The sequence below is a fragment of the Segatella sp. genome, assembly GCF_977051555.1.
On record NZ_CDRSSE010000027.1, the window covers coordinates 23737 to 44640 of the forward strand.

The 20904-nt window shown below is 44.8% G+C and carries 11 protein-coding genes; all 11 read right to left on the reverse strand.

Annotated features, from left to right (window positions below; genetic code table 11):
- Positions 1-227: 227 nt before the first annotated feature.
- Positions 228-410, reverse strand: coding sequence for a hypothetical protein (locus tag ACWJAO_RS07880; protein WP_218432533.1), 183 nt, complete (start codon positions 408-410; stop codon positions 228-230).
- Entirely contained in the window at positions 407-544 is a 138-nt protein-coding gene (locus ACWJAO_RS07885; protein ID WP_218432532.1) for a hypothetical protein, read from the reverse strand. Before ACWJAO_RS07885 ends, ACWJAO_RS07880 begins: the two co-directional genes overlap by 4 nt.
- Positions 545-807: 263 nt before the next feature.
- Positions 808-3192, reverse strand: a complete 2385-nt coding sequence (locus ACWJAO_RS07890) for a beta-L-arabinofuranosidase domain-containing protein (RefSeq protein WP_449139846.1) — start codon at positions 3190-3192, stop codon at positions 808-810.
- 94 nt (positions 3193-3286) lie between these two features.
- Positions 3287-4633 (reverse strand): glycoside hydrolase family 43 protein, encoded by a 1347-nt coding sequence (locus ACWJAO_RS07895; protein ID WP_449139847.1) that lies wholly within the window; start codon positions 4631-4633, stop codon positions 3287-3289.
- A 55-nt stretch (positions 4634-4688) separates the two neighbouring features.
- Entirely contained in the window at positions 4689-7292 is a 2604-nt protein-coding gene (gene xyl3A / locus ACWJAO_RS07900) for a xylan 1,4-beta-xylosidase (RefSeq protein ID WP_449139848.1), read from the reverse strand.
- A 280-nt stretch (positions 7293-7572) separates the two neighbouring features.
- Positions 7573-9198 carry a RagB/SusD family nutrient uptake outer membrane protein gene (locus ACWJAO_RS07905; protein ID WP_449139849.1) on the reverse strand — a complete coding sequence of 542 codons (1626 nt, stop codon included), beginning with the start codon at positions 9196-9198 and terminating at the stop codon, positions 7573-7575.
- 23 nt (positions 9199-9221) lie between these two features.
- Positions 9222-12281, reverse strand: a complete 3060-nt coding sequence (locus tag ACWJAO_RS07910) for a SusC/RagA family TonB-linked outer membrane protein (protein WP_449139850.1) — start codon at positions 12279-12281, stop codon at positions 9222-9224.
- 158 nt (positions 12282-12439) lie between these two features.
- Positions 12440-14977: a TIM-barrel domain-containing protein gene (locus tag ACWJAO_RS07915; protein WP_449139851.1), complete on the reverse strand. Its 2538-nt coding sequence runs from the start codon at positions 14975-14977 to the stop codon at positions 12440-12442.
- Positions 14978-15157: 180 nt separating this feature from the next.
- The gene (locus tag ACWJAO_RS07920; RefSeq protein ID WP_449139852.1) at positions 15158-16762 is read right to left on the reverse strand and encodes a helix-turn-helix domain-containing protein; all 1605 of its coding nucleotides are present in this window, start codon (positions 16760-16762) and stop codon (positions 15158-15160) included.
- 32 nt (positions 16763-16794) lie between these two features.
- Entirely contained in the window at positions 16795-18357 is a 1563-nt protein-coding gene (locus tag ACWJAO_RS07925) for an AAA family ATPase (protein ID WP_449139853.1), read from the reverse strand.
- Positions 18358-18478: 121 nt separating this feature from the next.
- Positions 18479-20041 carry an ATP-binding protein gene (locus tag ACWJAO_RS07930; protein WP_449139854.1) on the reverse strand — a complete coding sequence of 521 codons (1563 nt, stop codon included), beginning with the start codon at positions 20039-20041 and terminating at the stop codon, positions 18479-18481.
- Positions 20042-20904 lie beyond the last annotated feature (863 nt).

Sequence of the window (20904 nt, forward strand, 5' to 3'; positions counted from 1 at the left end):
GGAACACAGCGTTTCACCATGTTCCTTTTTCTTTGCTAATTATTTCACATGCAATCATTCTTCCTCATCATTCACATTTTCCTCTTCGCCAAACTTCATTTCATAATCAGTAGGCGACATGCCGAAGTGTTTTTTGAAGACGGTCGGAGATTTCCGACTTCGATGTCAACATACTTACAGGCACATCACTGATATTGGCATCAATCTGTTTGAATACATTAACGATGTCATAGAAAAGACCATTGAATGGCAACCGAATACCCCACTAGAGAACCTGCCACCACCAAGGCACGCTCCATGCCCTTGGCAGGATGATCAAGGGTCTTGATGACAAAGCTATCCCACTTGCCCTTGAGCGAACGCTCTGGCAAGATGCCTTTCTTGGCAAGACGAGTAATAACTTCACTCACTCCGTATGTACCAATGAGGATGGGATCACACCTTGTTTTTCGTGAGCATCCATGCAGATACCAGACATCTGAGAGGCGGTGGAAATAGGGAATGCTCCCCCTTGCTGTCGGAAGCTGATAAAGGAATCAGCCATTGATGTGAGGGCAAGCATCACAAAACAACAGGCCAAGAGAGGCCTTGACCATGGAAAATTGACCTTCATTTGAAATTTCATACTGTAATTTTTAGTAAATAGAGAAATTATGAAAAACTGAACTTTCGCATGTGGGGAAGTTAAGTAAAGTTAGGGAAGTAAGAAGGAAGTTAAGGGACAAATGTCCTACATTTTAAGCTAGAAGACTATTGTCTCTTAACTTCCCGAACGACCGTAGCGAGTGATAACTACTTTAACTTCAATTAATTCTTCACAAGTCGAACTCCATAAATCTGTCCAACTTGCTTGCCCTTATGAGCCACAAACTTCACTCTTATTTCCTTCTTGCCCTTAACAAACTCTGAAGGAATGGCATAATCAACGGTCTTAAACTGTGTGGTGCGCCAGCGATGACTGTTGTTTACACTTGTCAGAAGTTGATTGTCAATGTAGATATCAAACTCACTAGTGCGCCACTCATCCTGCCCCCAGAACTTAAGTTGGAGACTAAGGTTGTTCTCACCTTTAGTCTTCATCAGATAGCTGAAATAATGGCCATCCTTTGCATCACGGAAGAAGATACCCTCTGTATTACCCTTGTTCGAATCATCTGTCTCCATACGATGGTCGGTCTCTGGCTGCTGTTCTCCAGGGTTCACCTTATCCACAGTTCTAGCCTCCAAAGCCTGACGGGCTGTTTCCTCATCAGCCAACTTCTGCATATAAGCCTTGTAATCATTCTCGCCGAGTGCCAACCAATACATCATATATCGGGAATCGTGAATCTCGAAGAAAGGCTGCAGTTCACCATCAATGGCATTCTCCATTCGGGTGGCAAGTTTAAAGTGCAATGGCTTGCCAGGAATTGGCTTCAAGTCCTTGGCAATGTCATTCAGATGCTTAGGCAGAAGGATTGGAGCTTTATCGAGCGGCAACTTCATACCACCAGCATATTGTCCGAAACGACTATCATCGGCAATGAGCGAACGCATATCCTCTGTTCCCGTTTTCATGCCGAGCAGGATAGGACCATACATGATTGCCACATACTGAGGCACATTGATCATCGGTTTGATGTAAGCATGCATAGGCATAGAGATTTCGACCTGGTCACCCTTCTTCCATTTGCGCTTGATGCAGACAAATCCATTCTCTTCATAACTATCGGCATCAAAACCTACACCCTTCACGGTGAAGTTATCACACCACGATGGCTTACGAATCTTCAAGGTGAAGATACCTTTGCCCTTAGTTACCTCTATATTAGATGTCTCAGCATATGGGAAAGCGGTCTGCTGACGAATCACCATCTTCCGTTCCTTCCAATTCAATTCGGAAGCCACGAAGAGATTCACGTACAGTGCATCCTCTTCCGCCTTCACACCCTTATCGTGCGTCCAGACAAACTGTCCATACTTTCCGTGGTCTTCCATGCCTGTTCCCACACAACACCACATTGCCTCATTAGGGGCAGAATAGTTGCGGTAATGACGAGGACGGGCGGAAGTGAAATAGACATAGCCGCCATGTTGCGGATGCTGGGCAGAGAGGATATGGTTGAACATCGCAGTCTCGTAAAAGTCGCCATACATGCCATCGTGCTTCACTCGGTTCAAATCCTCGGTAAGCTTCAGCATATTATACGTATTGCAAGATTCCGGTCCATCGATGTCGTTGATATAGTCTATGCAAGTTTCCTTAGTCGGGAAGTGCTCACGACGACTGTTTCCACCCAAAGCGAGCGAACGCTGACGTGTCACAATTTCCCAGAAATACTCGCTGGCATTGTGATATTGTACATCATGAGCCAACTCAGCAATGCGCTGATAGCCGATAACCTTCGGAATCTGCGTATTGGCATGCATATTGTCAAGGCAGTCTTTACCGTTTTCCAGAGGAACAAGCAACTGTCTGTGGGAGAAGCGGCGGGCACAGTCCAGATATTTCTGTTCTCCGGTAACAGCGTATGCATCAGCAAGCACCTCGTTCATGCCTCCATGCTCGTTACCTAGCATTTTCTCCATCTGTTCATCGCTCAAATCACGTGTTATGTCCACTGCCCAATCGCAGAACTTCAGAAACAGATTCTTTGCCTGTTCATTTCCGCAATAGAGCCATGCATCACGAAGACCTGCATACATTTTATGAATATTATAGAAAGGTGCCCATGTTCCGAAGTAAGGTCCGAAATCGCCTTTACTGAAAGCTGTCCACATCTTGGCACTATTCGGAACACCACCTATATAGTTATGACACCAGGCTTCAGGACGCTGATTGTTGGCATCAAGCACCAGCTGGAGCTCGGATATCATATATTCCATGCGCTTTCGGCATTCCTCATTGCCTGTGGCCGCATTGATGGCAAGAGCCGACAGATAATGTCCGCCCACATGTCCGTCCAGTCCATCCCAATTGGGATAAGAAGGTTTGCGAGGCTGCAAGCCAGCCTCCTTGCGGTAAGGGGCCAACATGCGGTCGCAATCATATTTCAGGAGCACCTGCACGTTCAAGTCGCGAGCATGCTTCAATGGTCCGTCCAGAAGGGTGATGTCGCCCAGCGGGAACTCATCCTTATAAAGTTTATCTTGCGCCACAACACCCAAGGCAGGCGCGATGCTCAGCAGAGCAATCATTAGTTGTTTCTTCATTTTCTTATTTACTGATTACATTAATTATTTGATAACCATCACAAAGCCACCACGAGGCTGTGCTGTGATAAATAATAATTACTGAGCAGAACTTTTACTCCACAAACTTCCACCAATCCAGGAAGAAGAGGTTCTGTTTCTGGATGTCACCTCCCTTGAAGACGAAGTAGAGATCATGCACACCCTTTACCTTCTTCACCTGAGTAGAGAAGGTTTTGTATTCGTCCTTGGTGTTGCTGATATCCACCTTGCCGATACACTGACCGTTTACCCCATCAAGACGGATTTCGATGCTGCCACCCAACATGTGGCAAGAGGCAGAAACATCAAACTTACTTGCACCTTTCTTGAAGTCAACACCCTTCACGAGGATATACTTTCCCTCATCAACATTCGTAACCACCTGGTTCCATTTTTCCTTCTGCGCCCATTCATTCTTAGGCTGCGTCTTCAATCCATAGCCCCAAGCCATCGTCTCAGCCTCAACCTGGCGATAAGGGTTGAACCATTCTATCTGCTCCAGCTTGCAGTCCTGGAAGTATGGCAACTCCTGGATGGTTCCGTCAGGATTGTAAGTCATTTCGGCAGCAGAAACAGAACGGCGCTCAGCATGCCGGCTGGTTTCCAAACGGAAGATGTCATAATTCAAACCGAAGCAATAGCTCTTGCCCTTGTAGTCGATGATGCCCGGATGATTGCCACGAGTACGAGGCGTGTGGTTCATGATATGTCCCTTATATTCCCATGGTCCGAGCGGATTCTTGCTCATCGCATAACCGATGCCCTCAGGACAGCAGGTAGAAGCATAGGCTATATAATAATTGCCATTGCGCTTCCAGAACCAAGGCCCTTCCTGATAATCCTGAATCTTCGGGAAGTGCATGATGGAATCAGAATATGAAATCATGTCCTCGTTCAGTTTCACAGCCTTCAACACGGGGTTGCCCCAATACATGTATGCCTGATTATCATCATCTATCCATACGGTAGGGTCGATGTCGAACCAGTCGCCCTCCCATGCCAGAGGCTTTCCGAGAGGATCCTTGAACGGTCCGTATGGACTATCTGCTACCAGCACTCCGATGCCATGACCGTGGATAGAGCAATACATATACCATTTTCCATTGCGCTCGATGACCTGCTCTGCCCAGGCACCATTCTCGCCCTTGAACCACTTGAAGTCTTTCAATGAAGCCACGGCACCACGGTCTTGCCAGTTTACCATATCCGTTGAGGTATAGAGCAGCCAGTCTTTCATCAGGAACCCCTCTGCCCCATCCTCATCGTGGGTGGTGTAGAGATAAACCGTATCGTTATGCACATAAGGTGCAGGATCGGCAGTGTACTTGGTCTGAATGATTGGCAAGTTGATATTCTGTGCAGTTGCTGCAGTTCCCATGCCAGCCAAAAGCAGAGATAATACTATTTGGGTTCTTCTCATATTATGAATTATAATTAATTTGATGATTGTCTGAAATTCCATTTGGAAACTGTCACTATTGAAATAGGATATCCAGTTTCTTCAAGTCCTTATCAGCCGAACTGCTGCCATAATAAACCTCATACTTTCCTGCCTTGGCACGGACGGTATTGGTTGCAGCATCAAAGAGCTCGAAGTTACTGCTATCCAGCGTAATGACAGCCTCAGCAGTCTTTCCTACTTTCACCTCCACTCTCTCGAAAGCCTTCAAGGTCTTCAATGGTCCATCGGTATCGGCAGGGTCCTTCACATACACCTGCACCACCTCGGTTCCATCCTTCTTTCCCACGTTGCTTACCGGTACCTTCAGCGTAATCTTCTCACCCTTCTTCATGATAGAGTTGGAAAGTGTAGCATCGCCTATACAGAAAGAAGTGTAGCTCAAGCCATAACCGAATGGGAAGAGCGCATCGTTCATATAACGATAGGTTCTGCCCTTCATGCTGTAATCCTTGAAATCAGGCAACTGCTCCGAATTCTTATAGAACGTAACAGGCAACTTGCCGGCAGGATTGTACTCTCCGAAGAGTACACGAGCCACTGCCTCACCACCTTCCTGACCAGGATACCAGGCCTGGAGAATGGCATCGCAACTCTCTGTCTCTGGAGTCAAGGCGATAGCTGAACCCGAGCAGTTGACAAAGACCACCTTTTTGCCCGCCTCCTTCAAAGCCTTCAGGAAATTGCGCTGCACCTTCGGCAATTCAATGTTGGTGCGGTCACCACCCTTGAAGCCAGAAATCTCGATAGGCATTTCCTCACCTTCCAACTGTGGAGAGATGCCACCCACGAAGACTACTGTCTCGCAATCCTTCAACTGCTTGAGCGAAGCCTGATAGTCGATAGGATTCTCATGCCCGATATTGAACTTCATGTCGGCATTATAGTTAGGCATTTCCGCATAGCGGATTTCTATCTGATACTCCTTACCCTTCTCGGCTTGGAACTCGATACGACTCTCAGTAGTGCGCCAGATAGAATGCTCTGCCTTCTTCTCACCATTCAGATATACCTCGTAGTGACCGCAACCAGCCACGTCGAGCAACACCTTGTCAGTCTGCTTAGGACGGAACACGGTTTCATATTTTGCAGAGAAGTCCACCAACTTAACATTAGGAGCAAAAGAGTGCTGACCATAGGTCGTTACCTGCACAGGATTCTTCTCCTGGGTGATGGCAACAGGCTTGCCTTCCATCTTACGGTTGTTCCAGAAAGTACCCTTAAAGCCCATCTTGCCATCCATGCTACACTGGTCGAAGTAAGAATTCAAAGTTTGGTCGTTCACCAAGTCGCACCCATTAAAGGTGACGACCTGGTTTTTCTTCAAACGACTTCTGATACCATCCAGGATGGTAATTGTCTGTCGTGGAGTACCATTATAGTTTCCCCACATCATCGGTTCGTTATCCACATTTGGTCCGATGAAAGCAATCTTCTTTACCTTTTTATTGAGAGGCAATACCTCATTATTGTTTTGGAGCAGCGTCATGGTCTGCAGAGCCATATCGAGCGAGAGCTGGCGATGCGCCTTGCTACAAAGCACCGTTACAGGAATCTTCGACCATGATACGATCTTGTTGTCATCCATCTCGCCCAAGTCGAAGCGACCTTCGAGCAGACGAATCACATGCTTGTCAACTTCTTCTTCAGTAAGGGCACCATACTTCACTGCCTCTGGCACTGACTTATAAACATAATTATATCCACACTCTACATCCGTACCAGCCAGCACGCCCTTGACAGCCGCATTTCTTGCATTACTAGAAACCTTATGGCTGGACCAGAAATCGGTGACCGCTCCGCAGTCAGAAACCATCAGGTATTTGAATCCCCACTCATCTCTCAATATCTGCTGAAGCAATCGGGTGTTGCCGCAGCATGGTTCATCATCCCAGCGCTGATAGGCACACATCACCTCGCGCACCTTGGCATCCTGCACCAGTGATTTGAAGGCAGGCATATAAGTTTCCCAAAGGTCGCGCGGTGTAACATCGGTAATATTGTCTGTATGACGAGCCCATTCTGGTCCGCTATGAACCGCATAGTGCTTGGCACAAGCCCAGAGTTTACGGTATTTCGTATTCTCAGGTCCCTGCAGTCCGCGCACCACGGCGCATCCCATCCTACTGGTAAGATAAGGATCCTCACCATAGGTTTCCTGTCCACGTCCCCAGCGAGGATCACGGAAGATATTCACGTTTGGAGTCCAGACCGAGAGGGCATGGAAACGGGTTACATCTTCACCCTTTTGCTGCAGTTCATTCCATTTGGCACGCATCTCATCAGATGTAGCATCAAAGACGCTATACACCATTCTGTCGTTAAACGATGCTGCCATTCCGATAGGTTCCGGGAAAACGGTTACATCTCCCATGTTCGCCACACCATGCAGTGCCTCGCTCCACCATTGGAATCTCTTGATTCCCAATCGAGGGATAGCCGGCGAATCATCCAGCATCAGAGAGGCTTTCTCTTCCAGCGTGAGACGTCCACACAAATCTACCGCTCTCTCATGAGCCGAGAGGGATGGATTCTGATAGGGCAACTGCTGCGCTGAAGCACTGCCGGAGGACATCGTTAGCACAAACATCAAAGCTGCGTATATAACATTCTTGTTCATTGTAATTACTATTAAGCTATTAGTGTACTAAATTGTTATTTGTGGCTGCAAAGGTAAGCAAAAAAGCAGAATTCTACTTTATCACATGTACCAAATACTTTATATTATGTAACACTCAAAAAGTAACTTAGAAATTCATATCATATAAATATTACTGCACTATTTTGTGCGAATTAAGATAAAAGTATCGATTCGCGCATAATAGTGCAGTATAATATGTAAATTTCTTCAGAAGATTTCTTTTCTAGTCCTTGATAAAGACAGAATTATTGAAACCTCTTTAATAACCAGGGTTCTGCTTCAGTTTTGGATTGGTCAGTATCTGACTGTTAGGAATTGGATATAAATTCTTTTCCTTACTACTTGCATCATGAGAGAACCAAGAGCGAGTAGTGAATACTCCAAATCTGACCATATCCTGACGGCGACGTCCTTCCTGAGAGAATTCCCAACCTAACTCATCAAGCATTCTGCCATATTGAATAATAGCATTATCACGAGTTGACTTGACGTTGTCTCGGCGTCCGTAGTCATAACAACTGGTTTCCTGCAATTGCTCTCCAGTGACGATGGCTTTGGTTGGATGTTCCGTGAAGTTGCGTTCTCTTACTTTCGTAACAAGTTCCGCAGCTTCGTCTGCGTGCCCTGTTCTTAAGAGTGCTTCAGCTTTCATCAGATAAACATCGGCATATCTCAATAATGGGAAGTCGTTACTCAGGCGGTTTGTTATACCTTCTGCATACTCAAACTTACCCCATCTCCATCCTTGATTTTCGTCAGAGTCATCAATACTGTTCACCTTGTTGACGTAATCGAGAGGCTTATCTTTCATATTACCCATTGTACAATACAAAACTCCGCCATTCTTGTCATATTGAGGACCGGAAATGAAGTCGTCCTTCAAGCGCTGGTCATCAGGATCGAACGATTCAATGTATTGAGGGAGTACACATGCACCACCCCATGGAGTGGCCTTGAAATTGTAGGTAGCCTGATTCTCAGGCTGCAAACTGTACATATGGAAATCGAATGCATTCCAGTCGGTAACATAAGTCTCGTCGAAAGGAAGTGCAAAAATTATCTCCTTGCTGTTCTCATTATTGGTTATGAACACATTTTTGCGAACAGTTTCCATACTATATTTTCCGCATTCCAAGACTTTGTTGCATGCCTCAATACACTTATCGTAATCCTTGTGAGCCCCATCACTGAATATCTCAGAGTTGAGATACATTTTGGCAAGTAAGGTATAGCCTGCCCATTTGTTGAATCGACCATAATACTCGCTATTTACTTCTTCCGACAAGTTTGGAATATTTTCGGTGAGTTCTTGAATAATAAACTCATATACCTCCTTGCGGGTACTTTGCTCAGGCAAGTAGCCGGCAGGTACGTCAAACTTGGTGATGATAGGCACATTGCCAAACAAATCGTCGAGCAGATAGTAATAGGAAGCTCTCAAAACTTTCAGCTCAGAGATGATGGTTGTCTCTCTGTCGCCCAGTTGAATTTGACCCGATTCTATCTGGTATAGTACACGGTTGCATGCATTGATACCATCATAAGTGCGGACCCATGATTGCAAAGGAATATCATCCTCACTGGTCCACTTATGCTGATGCATACGTTTGTAAGCACCACCATCTACCCATCCGTTAGGGCGTGCAGGGATTACGTCCTGGTCGGTAGAAAGCATTTCTGCACGTGCCACACCATTCCACAGAAGCATCGTCTTTCGCCAAGAAACATAGGCAGATGACAATAATGATGCAACGTCTTCATCAGTAGGCTGAAAACCATCTGCAACGACGTTTGTATAATTTGTATCTTTCAGGTCTGTGCAAGAAGATATGCCTAAGAGTGCTGCTGCACCGATAAGGCAAGTATATATAATTTTTGTTTTCATGACTTTATATCTATTGATTATCATTAGAATGTAACATTCATACCGAAGGTGAATGCACGGGTATGAGGATAGCTGTCACGATTATCGTACGAAGGAGCCAAACCGGAAGTTGAAACCTCAGGGTCGATTCCCTTGTAGCCGGTGATGGTGATGGCATTATTGACAGATGCATATAGGCGAAGTGCCTTGATCCACTTGTTGATCTTGCTGAAACTGTAGCCCAAAGTAATATTATCAATCTTCCAATAATCACCATTTTCTACATAATAGCTGTTAAATTCCTCAGAACACAGAGTGTTGAGTACAGCCTTGCCAAATACCTTATCGTAAGCAGAGCGCAGACGGTTCCAGTCTTGGCGGCTTCTATTCTCATAGAACATTCTCATACCATTCATGATTTGGAAACCAAAGGCTCCTCGCATATTGATGGCAAGATCAAAGTTCTTATAGCGGAACTGGTTGTTGAAACCAAGATACCATTTTGGTACTCCATTACCTAAAATCTGCTTGTCTTCGAATGAATGTGTGAAATCATCATAGTTCACACGATTGCCATTCTTGTCAAGATAGATCCATTTACCACTCTCATCTACATCTACTACTTTGAAACCATAGATGTCTCCCACCTTATGACCTATACGTACGATGTGTGACTCTGTCTTGATAGGTTCTTCTATCCAGCCTGTCATAAAGTAATCAGAAGATGTCTGGTACAGGTCGTTAGATAAACTCTTTAACTTGTTGGAGTTGGTAGAGAACGTTATAGTGGTTTCCCACTTGAAGTCCTTGGTTTGAACTGGAATGGCATTCACCATGATTTCAAGACCATTGTTACTCATCTCGCCAACGTTAGCACGTGTAGTGGTGTAGAGATTTGGAGGAGATGGTACGGAATAGTCGTAGAGCAATCCCTTGATAAGGCGATAGTACCAGTCAATAGATACATTCAAACGATAGTTTAAGACACTGAAGTCTGCACCGATATCATACTCATGCTTCTCTTCCCACTTCAACTTGTCGTTAGAGTTCTGGGTAGGTTGCAATGCGCGAATCCACTGTCCATTATAGAGGTAATAATCACCATAGCCCAACAGAGGCACACCGAGGAATGACTGGCTAGGCTGTGAACCAGTAACACCATAACCTGCTCTCAGTTTGATATCATCGAACACTTTCTGATTCTTCATGAACTTTTCTTCAGTAATACGCCAGCCGAGTGACACACTAGGGAAGGTTCCCCATGGCTTGTCGGTACCAGCAAGCTGACTGGCAGCTTCATGACGAACACTGGCCATTAACAGATAGCGATTCTTGTAGTTGTAGTTCAAACGTCCGAAGAAACCAATCAGGTTCGTATCAAGCCAGTAGCTATATTCTGTTCCCAAACCTTCCTTCAAAGCCTGTCCTACACCGATATTATGCCAGCTATACAAATCGGTAGGGAAGTTGTAGTTACGTTCATATTGGTTGCTATAGGTACTTTCCTGATAGCTGTAACCAGCAAGTGCTTGAATTGTATGATCGCCAAAATTCTTATGGAATTGTGCAGTCAACTCAACCAATTTCGTAACCGTGCTACTTCCACCAGTAGAAGCATAGCCGTTCATACCGTCGCGAACATTAGAGATATGCTTTTTGGTTTCATAATATCCACCTTCCTGATTAATCTTGTCGTAAGAGAAGAGTGCGTTGAAGGTGAGTTCCTTGATAGGAGCCAATGTGATATTTGAACTGAATCGTGTCTGAGAAATCTTCTGTTCGCCATCACATTCATAGATACGGGAAACAGGGTTGTCATAGTTGAAGATACCTGTATTCTCGTGCCATGATCCATCTGCATTCTTGATAGGCTCTGTTGGGTTGTGGATAAGGGCCTGGCGCCAGCTATAGGTATTGAAGCTGCCGCCATCACTTGTTGCTGTATAACCAGTCTGATTGCCCAACAACTGGAAGTTGAATCTCAACTTATCATCAAACATAGAGTGGTTTACCTCTGCACGTCCCTGAAATTCCTCCTTGTCAGAGCGCTTGAAAATACCCTGCAGATTTCTGTAGTTGACATTGAAGATATAATTCGTCTGTGCATTGCCACCCTTGAAAGAGATATTGTGTACATGGCTCAGACCTGTTCGGGTAATGGCGTCTATCCAATTGGTATTATCTCCTAAATCCCAGGCAGCATCTCTCAATCCATCCTTAATCTGCTGGCGATAATCGTTCGCATCACAGAAGTCTGGCTTCTTGGCAATTGTAGAGAGACTGAGGTATCCGCTGTATTGTACCTCATTGATATTGTTGCCTTTTGATTTCTTTGTTGTGATAAGCACGACACCATTAGTACCGCGAGATCCATAGATAGCAGCAGCAGAACCATCCTTGAGCACATCAATGCTCTCAATATCCTCAGGTGCTACTGTGTTGAAATCTCCAGGCACTCCATCAATGAGAATCAGTGGATTGGTAGAAGCACCCAGGATGGTGGTGTTTCCACGAAGTGATATTTCTGTACCGCCCACAGGGTTACCGCTAGGATTGGTAACAGAAAGGCCTGCTATCTTGCCTTGAATCAGCTGTCCTGCATCATTGATGGCACCTGCAGTGAAGTCTTCACTCTTGACACTACCTACAGAGCTAGTAATATCACCTTTCTTCTGAGTACCATATCCAATGACTACTACTTCATTGAGTATCTTTTTATCTTCTTCAAGTACGATAGAAAAATGATGCTGTTTGCCTACCGCAAATTCTTGCGTCTGATAGCCAATATAAGAGATTTGGAGGGTGTTGTCGCCTGTAACATCCAGACTGAAGTTTCCGTCAAAGTCGGATACGGTTCCTTCACTTTGGCCTTTAATTCTTACTGTAGCACCAATAATTGGTTCGCCGGTTTCATCCTTGATGACACCGCGCACCGTTACCTTCTTGCCAGAAGTCTGGGTCTTCTGCTGAGGCTTGATAATAACGTCTAAAGCTGACTTGAGCGTTACTTTGTTTGTGCTAAAACTGACATTCTGAGCCGAAAAGGTCATTTGGCTTGCTAAAAGCAGGCTAAAGAATGACACTGAGATTCGTTTAAGATTCATACACTGTCTATTTTTAAGTTATTAATTGTTGTTTCTGTCTTGACAAGGCTTAAGTTTTTTTTATGGACCGGAACGTTTTGCGGCAAGTTCCGATCCATATTCTTATTTCCAAATACAGGTATAGAATGAGTACGACTAAACCTTTTCTGGTAATTCTCTTACAGCTGTATCTTTACAGCCTTTCCGTCATATTCCACACTCGTGCTTGCCTGCATAGGCTGATCGCCCGCACCACTATTGGCACCCACCAGTACGATGTGGAATCTGCGATGCTGGAGCATTCCCTTATAGCTGCCCTTACGTGGAGCAATGTTCAAGGTTCTGTCTGCTTCATTCCATACAAACTGGATTTCTGAGAATTTACCCTTCTCATAGTTGTAGTTGTCGCCCTCGTCCTCATAGAGCGTAAACAATCCGTCTGCACCTGGATAGACACGGATTTCCAAGTCATCCCAAGGCTTCTCTGAGCTATACTGCACTTCAGGACCAAATGGCAGGATGGTACCAGCCTTGATGAATACAGGCATGATGTCGATAGGACAAAGGCGCTGGATATCCTGACCGCCCTCATACTGGGTGTTGTTCCAGAAATCATACCATTTATTACCCTTTGGCAAGTAAACATTCACAGGGGCAGCTGCCTTCCTTACATCAGGATAGATGGTATGACCCTTCTTCTCCTTATCCTTCCAGGTGTATAAAGGATCGGTTACCGGCTTCACCAAGATGTTGCGGCCGAAGAGATACTCATCGTTCAGGCGGGAAGCCTTCTTGTCTGCTGCATAATCCATTACCAGGGCACGCATCATACTTCCGCTATTCTGTACACAGTCGCTTGCCGTACTGTAAATATAAGGCAGAAGGCGATAACGCAGCTTGATGGCCTTGATCATGGCATCATAAGCCCAGTCGCCCTGCTTTCCGAATTCATACAGTTCGCTTACCATCGGCGAAGAACAGTGGTTACGCATCAATGGCATGAAGGTTCCCCACTGCATCCAGCGGGTCTGCAGTTCCTGAAGGGCAGGGTTCTTTGGATTCTGTTCAAACTCCCAATAGAAGAAACCACCCAGGTCGGTGTTCCAGAATGGGATACCGCAGAGCGAGAAGTTCAAGCCCGATGGAATCTGATTCTTCATCTCATTCCAGGAAGCCACCACATCACCGCTCCAGCAGATGGTGCCATAATGCTGAATACCGAGACTGCCGCTTCGGGTCATCTGGAGCGAACGCTTTGTGTTGCCCTTCATCGCTCTCTGATGCTCGTAGATGCTCTTGTTGTGCAACAATGGGAAGGCGTTCTTCACGCCCAGCCATGAACCGTCGTAGGTCTGATAGTTCTCATCGCCCGGCTTCTCAAAATGGTCTGGCTCCGTAGAATCGGTCCACCAGGCATCAAAGCCCATCTGGTAGAGATGAGTAAGATACTTCCAGTAGAGGTTGCGAGCCTTCGGATTGAAGACATCGTATGGCATCACACCACTGTTTCTTGGCCAGGTTTCGAAAGGAAGGAGAGCATTCATCTTCTTCAGTTCACGATACTGCTCTGTCCAAGGACCGAAACTTGCCCAGATGGAAATCATCAGATGGGCATCGTTCTTATGAACATACTTCACCATCTCTTCCGGACTCTTCAGGCGAGGCTCTCCCTGTGCCTTCATCTGCTTCATATCGGTAGGAAGATACTTGGCATAAGCTGGGTCGCCCACCTTATTTATATAGTATGGGTTCTGGAATTTCATCGCATTCCAGTTGGAGTCGCATCCCCAATACTGCCAGTCCTGCACAATGGCATCGGTAGGAATCTTCAGTTCGCGATACTTATCCAATACGCCTGCCAGTTCATCGCTGGTCTTATAGCGCTCACGGCATTGCCAGAAGCCCATCGCCCATTTCGGGAACATGGTAGCCTGTCCGGTGAGTTCACGGATGCTGGCGATGACTCCATCCTGCGTACCATCCTTATACATGAAATAGTAGTCGGCGCAGGTTCCCACTTCGCTGGTAAAGGAAGTGCATGATGGCTGGTTGCCATTATTCTTGGATGCTACTACATCATTGAAATAGGTTTTTCCTGCATTGTCCCAGTAAAGACCATAGCCCTTCTCACTGGTGAAATAAGGGATGGCGATATAAGTATTATTATTCCAGAGTACGATATTCTGTCGACCACGCTGATTCATGTAAACATCGCGCAACTGTCCCAGACCATAGATTGCCTCGTCATCAGCAAGACGGAAGTCCTGCTCTATGCGGTACTTGCCCTTGTTGGCTTCATCCTTGCGAGCTTCCAGACGGGTCTTCGTATCGGTAAGCAGCAGCTTTCCATCCTTCGAAAGGAAGCGGATTTCGCCAGTCTGCTGATTCAGTTCAACGGAAATAAAACTAGAATTGATTTTTACAATATCACCATTTTCCTGTATTTGAACGCCCTTCATCTGCTGAGGTTTCAAGATGACAGAATAGCTTTTCTTCTGAACAGGAGCACCAAGTCCGGCATCAGATTTCAAGATGCGGACGATGGATGGAGAATAGAATTCGATGGTTACATTCTGCTGAGCCACCTGACGGGTGATAGACTTGGCAGCCGCACCTTTCTGGGTGTCTGCCACCTTTATGCTCTTGGCGCAGAGTTCACTTGGAACGCCAACGGCAGCGATGCCCAAAAGGGCAATGAGAGATAAATTCTTTAGCATACTTTTGTTTATTTTATTAGAGGGTTTATGATTTGTCTTGATTCAAGTACATAAGATTGTATTTCGGCTGCAAAGGTAATGCTAAATGGTGAAAAAGGGATAAAACAAATGATGATTCGAATGGTACATTTGTTGAATCATGCCGGAAAAGCCCCCTTTTTAGGGCTATTCCGGCACAATTTATCTATATTCTGAAGGCAATACGCCAAATTCCTTCTTAAAACATTTGGTGAAATAGCTGGACGAGCTGAAGCCCGTTCGCTCGGCGATTTCATTCACGGTGAACTTTCCTTCCTGAAGCAAGGCAGCTGCACGACGAAGACGGATGCTGCGGATAAATGCCACAGGAGTCGTATCGGTCAGAGCCGTCAGCTTTTTATAGAGTCCCGTCCGCTCCATGCAGAGGTCCTGTGCCAGTTGCTCCACGCCATATTCGCCATCTTCCAGATGCAATTCTACCAGAGCACGCACCTGAAGTATCAGCTCGGGCTCCTGATTGATGTTTTCAGCTGTTTCCTGCAGCAGACTATCCTCCGGCAATGAAGAAACTTCATCTTGAACAGAATCAGTATTTATTACATTTATTCTCTTTCTCCTACGAAGATAAAAAGTGATGATACCCACCAAAGCTACAAGGGAAAACACAAAGCCAGCTATCGCCCACCCCGACTGCCACCAGGGCTGGTCTATGGTAAAGAAGAGGCCCAACATAGGTGAAACATAGATAAGACCATCGCGATAGGTTCCCAGCCAGATGGCTCCTTCCTTATCCCGATAAACCGTATTGATGCCCGTAGTGAGCGATTTTCCATCAGGCAAAGCCAATTCCTTTACTTCGCGTGGAGTCGTTCCCAACTTGAAATCGAACATCAGATAACCATGCTGACTGCTGATCAATGCCTGATTGTCTGATGACATATTCAATGTATGCAAGATGTAATTGCATGCGAATATCCTGGAAAACTTACGGGTTTCCGGATTAAAATGCAGGAAGACGGAAACATCCGTCTTATTCTTCTCATCGTGCCCGGTTCTGATTTGGTAAAACTGTCCGCTCGGTGTCTGAATAGTGAGCGAGGTACTTCTGTAGCGCTGGACTTCTGATGCAGAATAGGCAGAAGCGGTATAAGCCAGCTTATCATTCTGAAAAACCGCCACGATTCCCGAATCCATGAAGGCATAAACCTGTTTGCCATCAGTATCCAAATCCTGCAGACATCCCCATTCCTCCTTCAACTTAATAAGATTGCCATCCTGCGTATTGAGCAGAGAATCACCCATAACTACCCAGACATTCTTCCTGCTATCTACAAACAGGTCCTGAATGGTATTCTCAGTAGGACTGTTCCGGTTCAACCTCATCTTATCCTCTTTTCCATTTCCTGTCAGAACGTCAAGGGGATGCTCCAAAAGTCTGCCCTCAGCAAGCTGTATGCAGAATATCTGCTGATATTCCTTTATCCAAAGTCTATCCTGGCTATCGGCATAAAGATGCGTCTGCCCCTTGTATTTCGTGATGCTTTCTGCCTTTTCTGCCGGAAGGGAAATAAAGGAGAAACGCCTTCCATCATAGAGATTGATACCCTTGCGAGTTCTCACCGCCATCCTGCCATCAGCCAACTGCATCATCTGTAGGACACGGTTATCAGAAAGGCCCTGTCGGATATTGAGCACATAGAAATAATCGTTTGTCTCTACCTTCTGGGCAGAACCGGTAAGTATCCAGCCCCAAAAGCAGAGAAAAACGATGCATAATTTGATGATATATGTTTTCTCACTTCTCATGGATCATATTTTGCAATATCCAATAAAGGGAATTATCTTACCCAATCCAATACTATCGTCTTATCTTCATCAATCATAAAGTTCATACCAATCTTTTCCACGGTTTTGCCTTTTAGGGCAAAAGCATCAGCATAATGTTTGTTGTTGATTTGGTCAAGAGCCTCTTGTGCCGACTTATTAAATTTCAGCTCTATCACATAGATGGTATCCTTTGTTTCCATCGTAATGTCTGTTCTTCCCCGGAAAGTATGCTGTTCCACCAATATACGGAAATTCGTAAGCAGGGCAAAGATGATATACATTGTCTGCTGATAATGCCCCTCATAATCGGTATTATCGCAATAAGGTACCGTCTCCCAGAACGTTTTCAATAGCTGAAGAGCACCATCCATGTTACCCTTATTGATAAGAGCCGACATCTTGGCCACAGTCGTATTGCACATGGCCGACTTTGCCTCCAAATAATGCGGCAACATACTGCGATACAAACCTATCCTCACCTCTTTGTTAGGCAGAGCCAAGGTATAGAGTTCCGTTTCCGGATCATAATTCTTGATGGTGATATAACCACTCTGATAAAGCAAAGGCATGATAGTAGTCATCGTCTCAGTGGCTGCATCGAAATCATCCTTTGACGCATCCATCTGTTCACCCAGGTCAATCGGTGTAAAGTCATATTTCCGCATCATATTGAGGAGATAAGTAGGTGTGCCTGAGCCAAACCAATAGGAATCAACCTTTCGCTTTGAAAAGCAAGTGAGCAAACTGTATGGATTGAATATGTCAGAAGAAGGCCAGGCGAAATGATAGCCATCATAATTTTCCTTCAACTTTTCCAAAGTTTTATCATACGACAAGCCCATCACATCTGCCATCTGCTGAATATCTTCATGCATTTCTGCCACAAGTTCCTCCTTGGTAATGCCGCAAATGCCAGCATATTCTGCATCCATACTCACATTTGTGATATTATTGAGTTCACTGAAAATACTAAGCTGCGAGAACTTGGTGATGCCTGTCAAGAAGACGAAACGCAGCATTCGGTCGCTATCCTTTAGGGGACTATAGAAATTGCGCATCACCTCCCTTAAGACGCCCAAGCTGGTATCCTCATGCACCACATCGAGCAAAGGAGCATCGTATTCATCGATGAGCACAACGACCTTCTGCCCAGTCTGCTCATATACAGTTTCTATTAAATTAAGCATACGGACATTCGGGTCGGGAGAATCCTTTATAACTCCAAACTTTTTCTCATTTTTCTCTAATATATACAAGAGATAGCGCACTAATTGGTCTTTCTCCATGTGCTTTCCACCAGCCAAACTAAAATGAAGCACAGGATATTCCGTCCAATCTTTTTCTAGCTTTTCGATGGCAAGCCCCTTGAAGAGTTCCTTCTTTCCCTCGAAGTAACTCTCAAAAGTCGAAACCAAAAGAGATTTGCCAAAACGACGTGGACGACTCAAGAAGAAATACTTTCCACTCGTATGAGTCATACGATAGATGTACTCCGTCTTATCTATATAGAGAAAGTCTTCCTCTCGAATCTCAGAGAAGGTCTGCATGCCTATTGGATATAACTTCGTTGCCATATTATCAACTATTTACTATTTACGTTGGCAAAGATAAGCAAAAATCCCGAAACCGCCAAGCGATTTCGGGATTTATTATATTGACACACCTTCTTTTATTCTTTACCTATCTCTCAGATGCTCATGCCTCTATCACCCAATCCTCAATAGTACCTTGGGTAGAATCGAAATTGATGCCAACCTTGGTAATTGGCAAGCCACAAAGAGCGAATCGCTGGCGATAGTTCTTCAGATTGATTTGCTGCATTGCCGCCTGAGCACTCTTATTCAGCTTCAATTCAACCACATAGAGGTCGGTCTTGGTAAGGAGCACAATATCTACCCTGCCACGTGGCGTATGCACCTCCACATCCACCAGGTAATTGGTTAAGAGAGTAAAGATGATGTAGAGCATCTGCTGATAATGCCCCTCATAATTGGTCACGTTGCAGTATGGCACCGTTCCCAGGAAGTCTTGCAACAGATGCAAGGCACCATCCATGTTGCGCTTGCCAATAAGCAATGCCATTTTGGCTATTGCCACATTGCCCCGTTCGGCAGAGACACCATCCACGTAGTTTGGCAGAAGATTATCAAACAACCCTACCTTGATTTCCTTGTTTGGAATATCTAGAGTATAAATTCTCGTTTCCGGATCGTACTCCTTGATGGTAACATATCCGCTCTGGTAGAGCAACGGCGTGATGGTCTTCAGATTCTCCGTCGGTGCATTAAAGGATGAACTGACAGCTTCTGTCGGAGCTATCTCCGTTGGCAACACGCCAAACTGCCTCAACATATTGATAAGATAAGTTGGCGTACCAGAACTGAACCAGAATGCTCCCAATTCCTTTTTCGAAAAACAGTTGAGCAGACTGTATGGATTGAAAACGTCTGGCGATTTCTTAGAGAAATGATAGCCATCATAATTCTCCTTGAGCTTTGCAATCATCATTTCTCTAGAATATCCAAGTGCATCAGCAAGCATATCGATGTCATCCGACATATTTTCCAGGAGTTCTTCTTTGGTGATGCCGCAGATTCCTGCATATTCATCGTCCATCGACACATTTGTGATATTGTTCAGTTCACTGAAGATGCTAACTTGCGAGAACTTGGTGATACCTGTCAAGAAGACGAAACGCAGCATTCGGTCGCTATCCTTTAGAGGACTATAGAAATTACGCATCACCTCTCTCAAGATATCCAAGCTAGTATCCTCGTGCACCACATCGAGCAAAGGAGCATCGTATTCATCGATGAGCACAACGACCTTCAGCCCAGTCTGTTCACATACTGTTTTTATTAAATTAAGCATACGAACATTCGGGTCAGGAGAATCATTGACGATGCCAAATTTTTCTTCATTTACCTTCAATATATACAAGAGATAGCGCACTAATTGGTCTTTCTCCATGTGCTTTCCACCAGCCAAACTTAAATGGAGCACAGGATATTCCGTCCATTTTTTTTCTAGCTTTTCGATGGCAAGTCCCTTGAAGAGTTCCTTCTTTCCCTCGAAGTAACTCTCAAAAGTTGAAACCAAAAGAGATTTGCCGAAACGACGTGGACGCGCCAAGAAGAAATACTTTCCACTCGTATGAGTCATACGATAGATGTACTCCGTCTTATCTATATAGAGAAAGTCCTCCTCTCGAATCTCAGAGAAGGTCTGCATGCCTATTGGATATAACTTCGTTGCCATATTATCAACTATTTACTATTAACGTTGGCAAAGATAAGCAAAAATCCCGAAACCACCAAGCGATTTCGGGATTTATTCTGTATTCAACTGTGTACCCAATAACTTGAAGGGAGTTTTTCATCTTTTATAGGCATCAATCGCTTACGTGAAAAAAGTTTTTTAGCGAAAAAAGTCTCATAGTCTCATTTTTGCACGAAAAAAAATACGGCTTAAATATTTGATATATAGCGAATTAACATTAATGAGACTTCTCTGTTTTAGTGCCGAGAAGTCTCATTAATGTATCATAGAAGTATCATTGACTGCACTTTTAGCTAATGCGTCTACTATTTCAGTTTTATGAAATTGATTGTGTCTACTTTTCTAGTTTACAAAGTAAAAAGTGTCTACTGAAATCAAGAAAAGTCTGTTCATCAGCTGGTCTCTCTATGCCCTTCGGTTGGTCTGCTTGTGCCCGTTACACGGGCATCCACAGCCCGCCAAGTGGGCATCTATAGCCCCTGTACCGGGTAACCATTGCCCACAATGCGGGCAACAAATGCCCAAATATCGGACTTATTTTTGGGCAATATTCTTCTGATTCTTTGCAATGTTTAAAATGCATTTTTGCAATGCTTAAAATGACTTTTTCCGATGTTTAAAATGACTTTTTCTGATGTTTAAACAGGCTTTTCTTAACGTTTAAAGTGGCTTTTCTCGTGCATTGTATTATTTTAATGATACTTCTATGGATTTTAGTAAGCGGCTCCGCGTTTATACCTTGCATAATTCAAAAAAAGCAGTAACAGCTGATTAAATAAGTGCTGTTACTGCTTTTTCCATCGGTCTGGAAGTAAGTCTCTATATTTTTCCAATGGGGTATT

Bases quoted from the DNA above. Each gene is read 5' to 3' on its own strand.
- ACWJAO_RS07910 (WP_449139850.1), bottom strand. From the start codon at position 12,281: ATGAATCTTAAACGAATCTCAGTGTCATTCTTTAGCCTGCTTTTAGCA.
- xyl3A (WP_449139848.1), bottom strand. From the start codon at position 7,292: ATGAACAAGAATGTTATATACGCAGCTTTGATGTTTGTGCTAACGATG.
- ACWJAO_RS07895 (WP_449139847.1), bottom strand. From the start codon at position 4,633: ATGAGAAGAACCCAAATAGTATTATCTCTGCTTTTGGCTGGCATGGGA.
- ACWJAO_RS07885 (WP_218432532.1), bottom strand. From the start codon at position 544: ATGGCTGATTCCTTTATCAGCTTCCGACAGCAAGGGGGAGCATTCCCT.
- ACWJAO_RS07890 (WP_449139846.1), bottom strand. From the start codon at position 3,192: ATGAAGAAACAACTAATGATTGCTCTGCTGAGCATCGCGCCTGCCTTG.
- ACWJAO_RS07930 (WP_449139854.1), bottom strand. From the start codon at position 20,041: ATGGCAACGAAGTTATATCCAATAGGCATGCAGACCTTCTCTGAGATT.
- ACWJAO_RS07920 (WP_449139852.1), bottom strand. From the start codon at position 16,762: ATGAGAAGTGAGAAAACATATATCATCAAATTATGCATCGTTTTTCTC.
- ACWJAO_RS07905 (WP_449139849.1), bottom strand. From the start codon at position 9,198: ATGAAAACAAAAATTATATATACTTGCCTTATCGGTGCAGCAGCACTC.
- ACWJAO_RS07915 (WP_449139851.1), bottom strand. From the start codon at position 14,977: ATGCTAAAGAATTTATCTCTCATTGCCCTTTTGGGCATCGCTGCCGTT.
- ACWJAO_RS07925 (WP_449139853.1), bottom strand. From the start codon at position 18,357: ATGGCAACGAAGTTATATCCAATAGGCATGCAGACCTTCTCTGAGATT.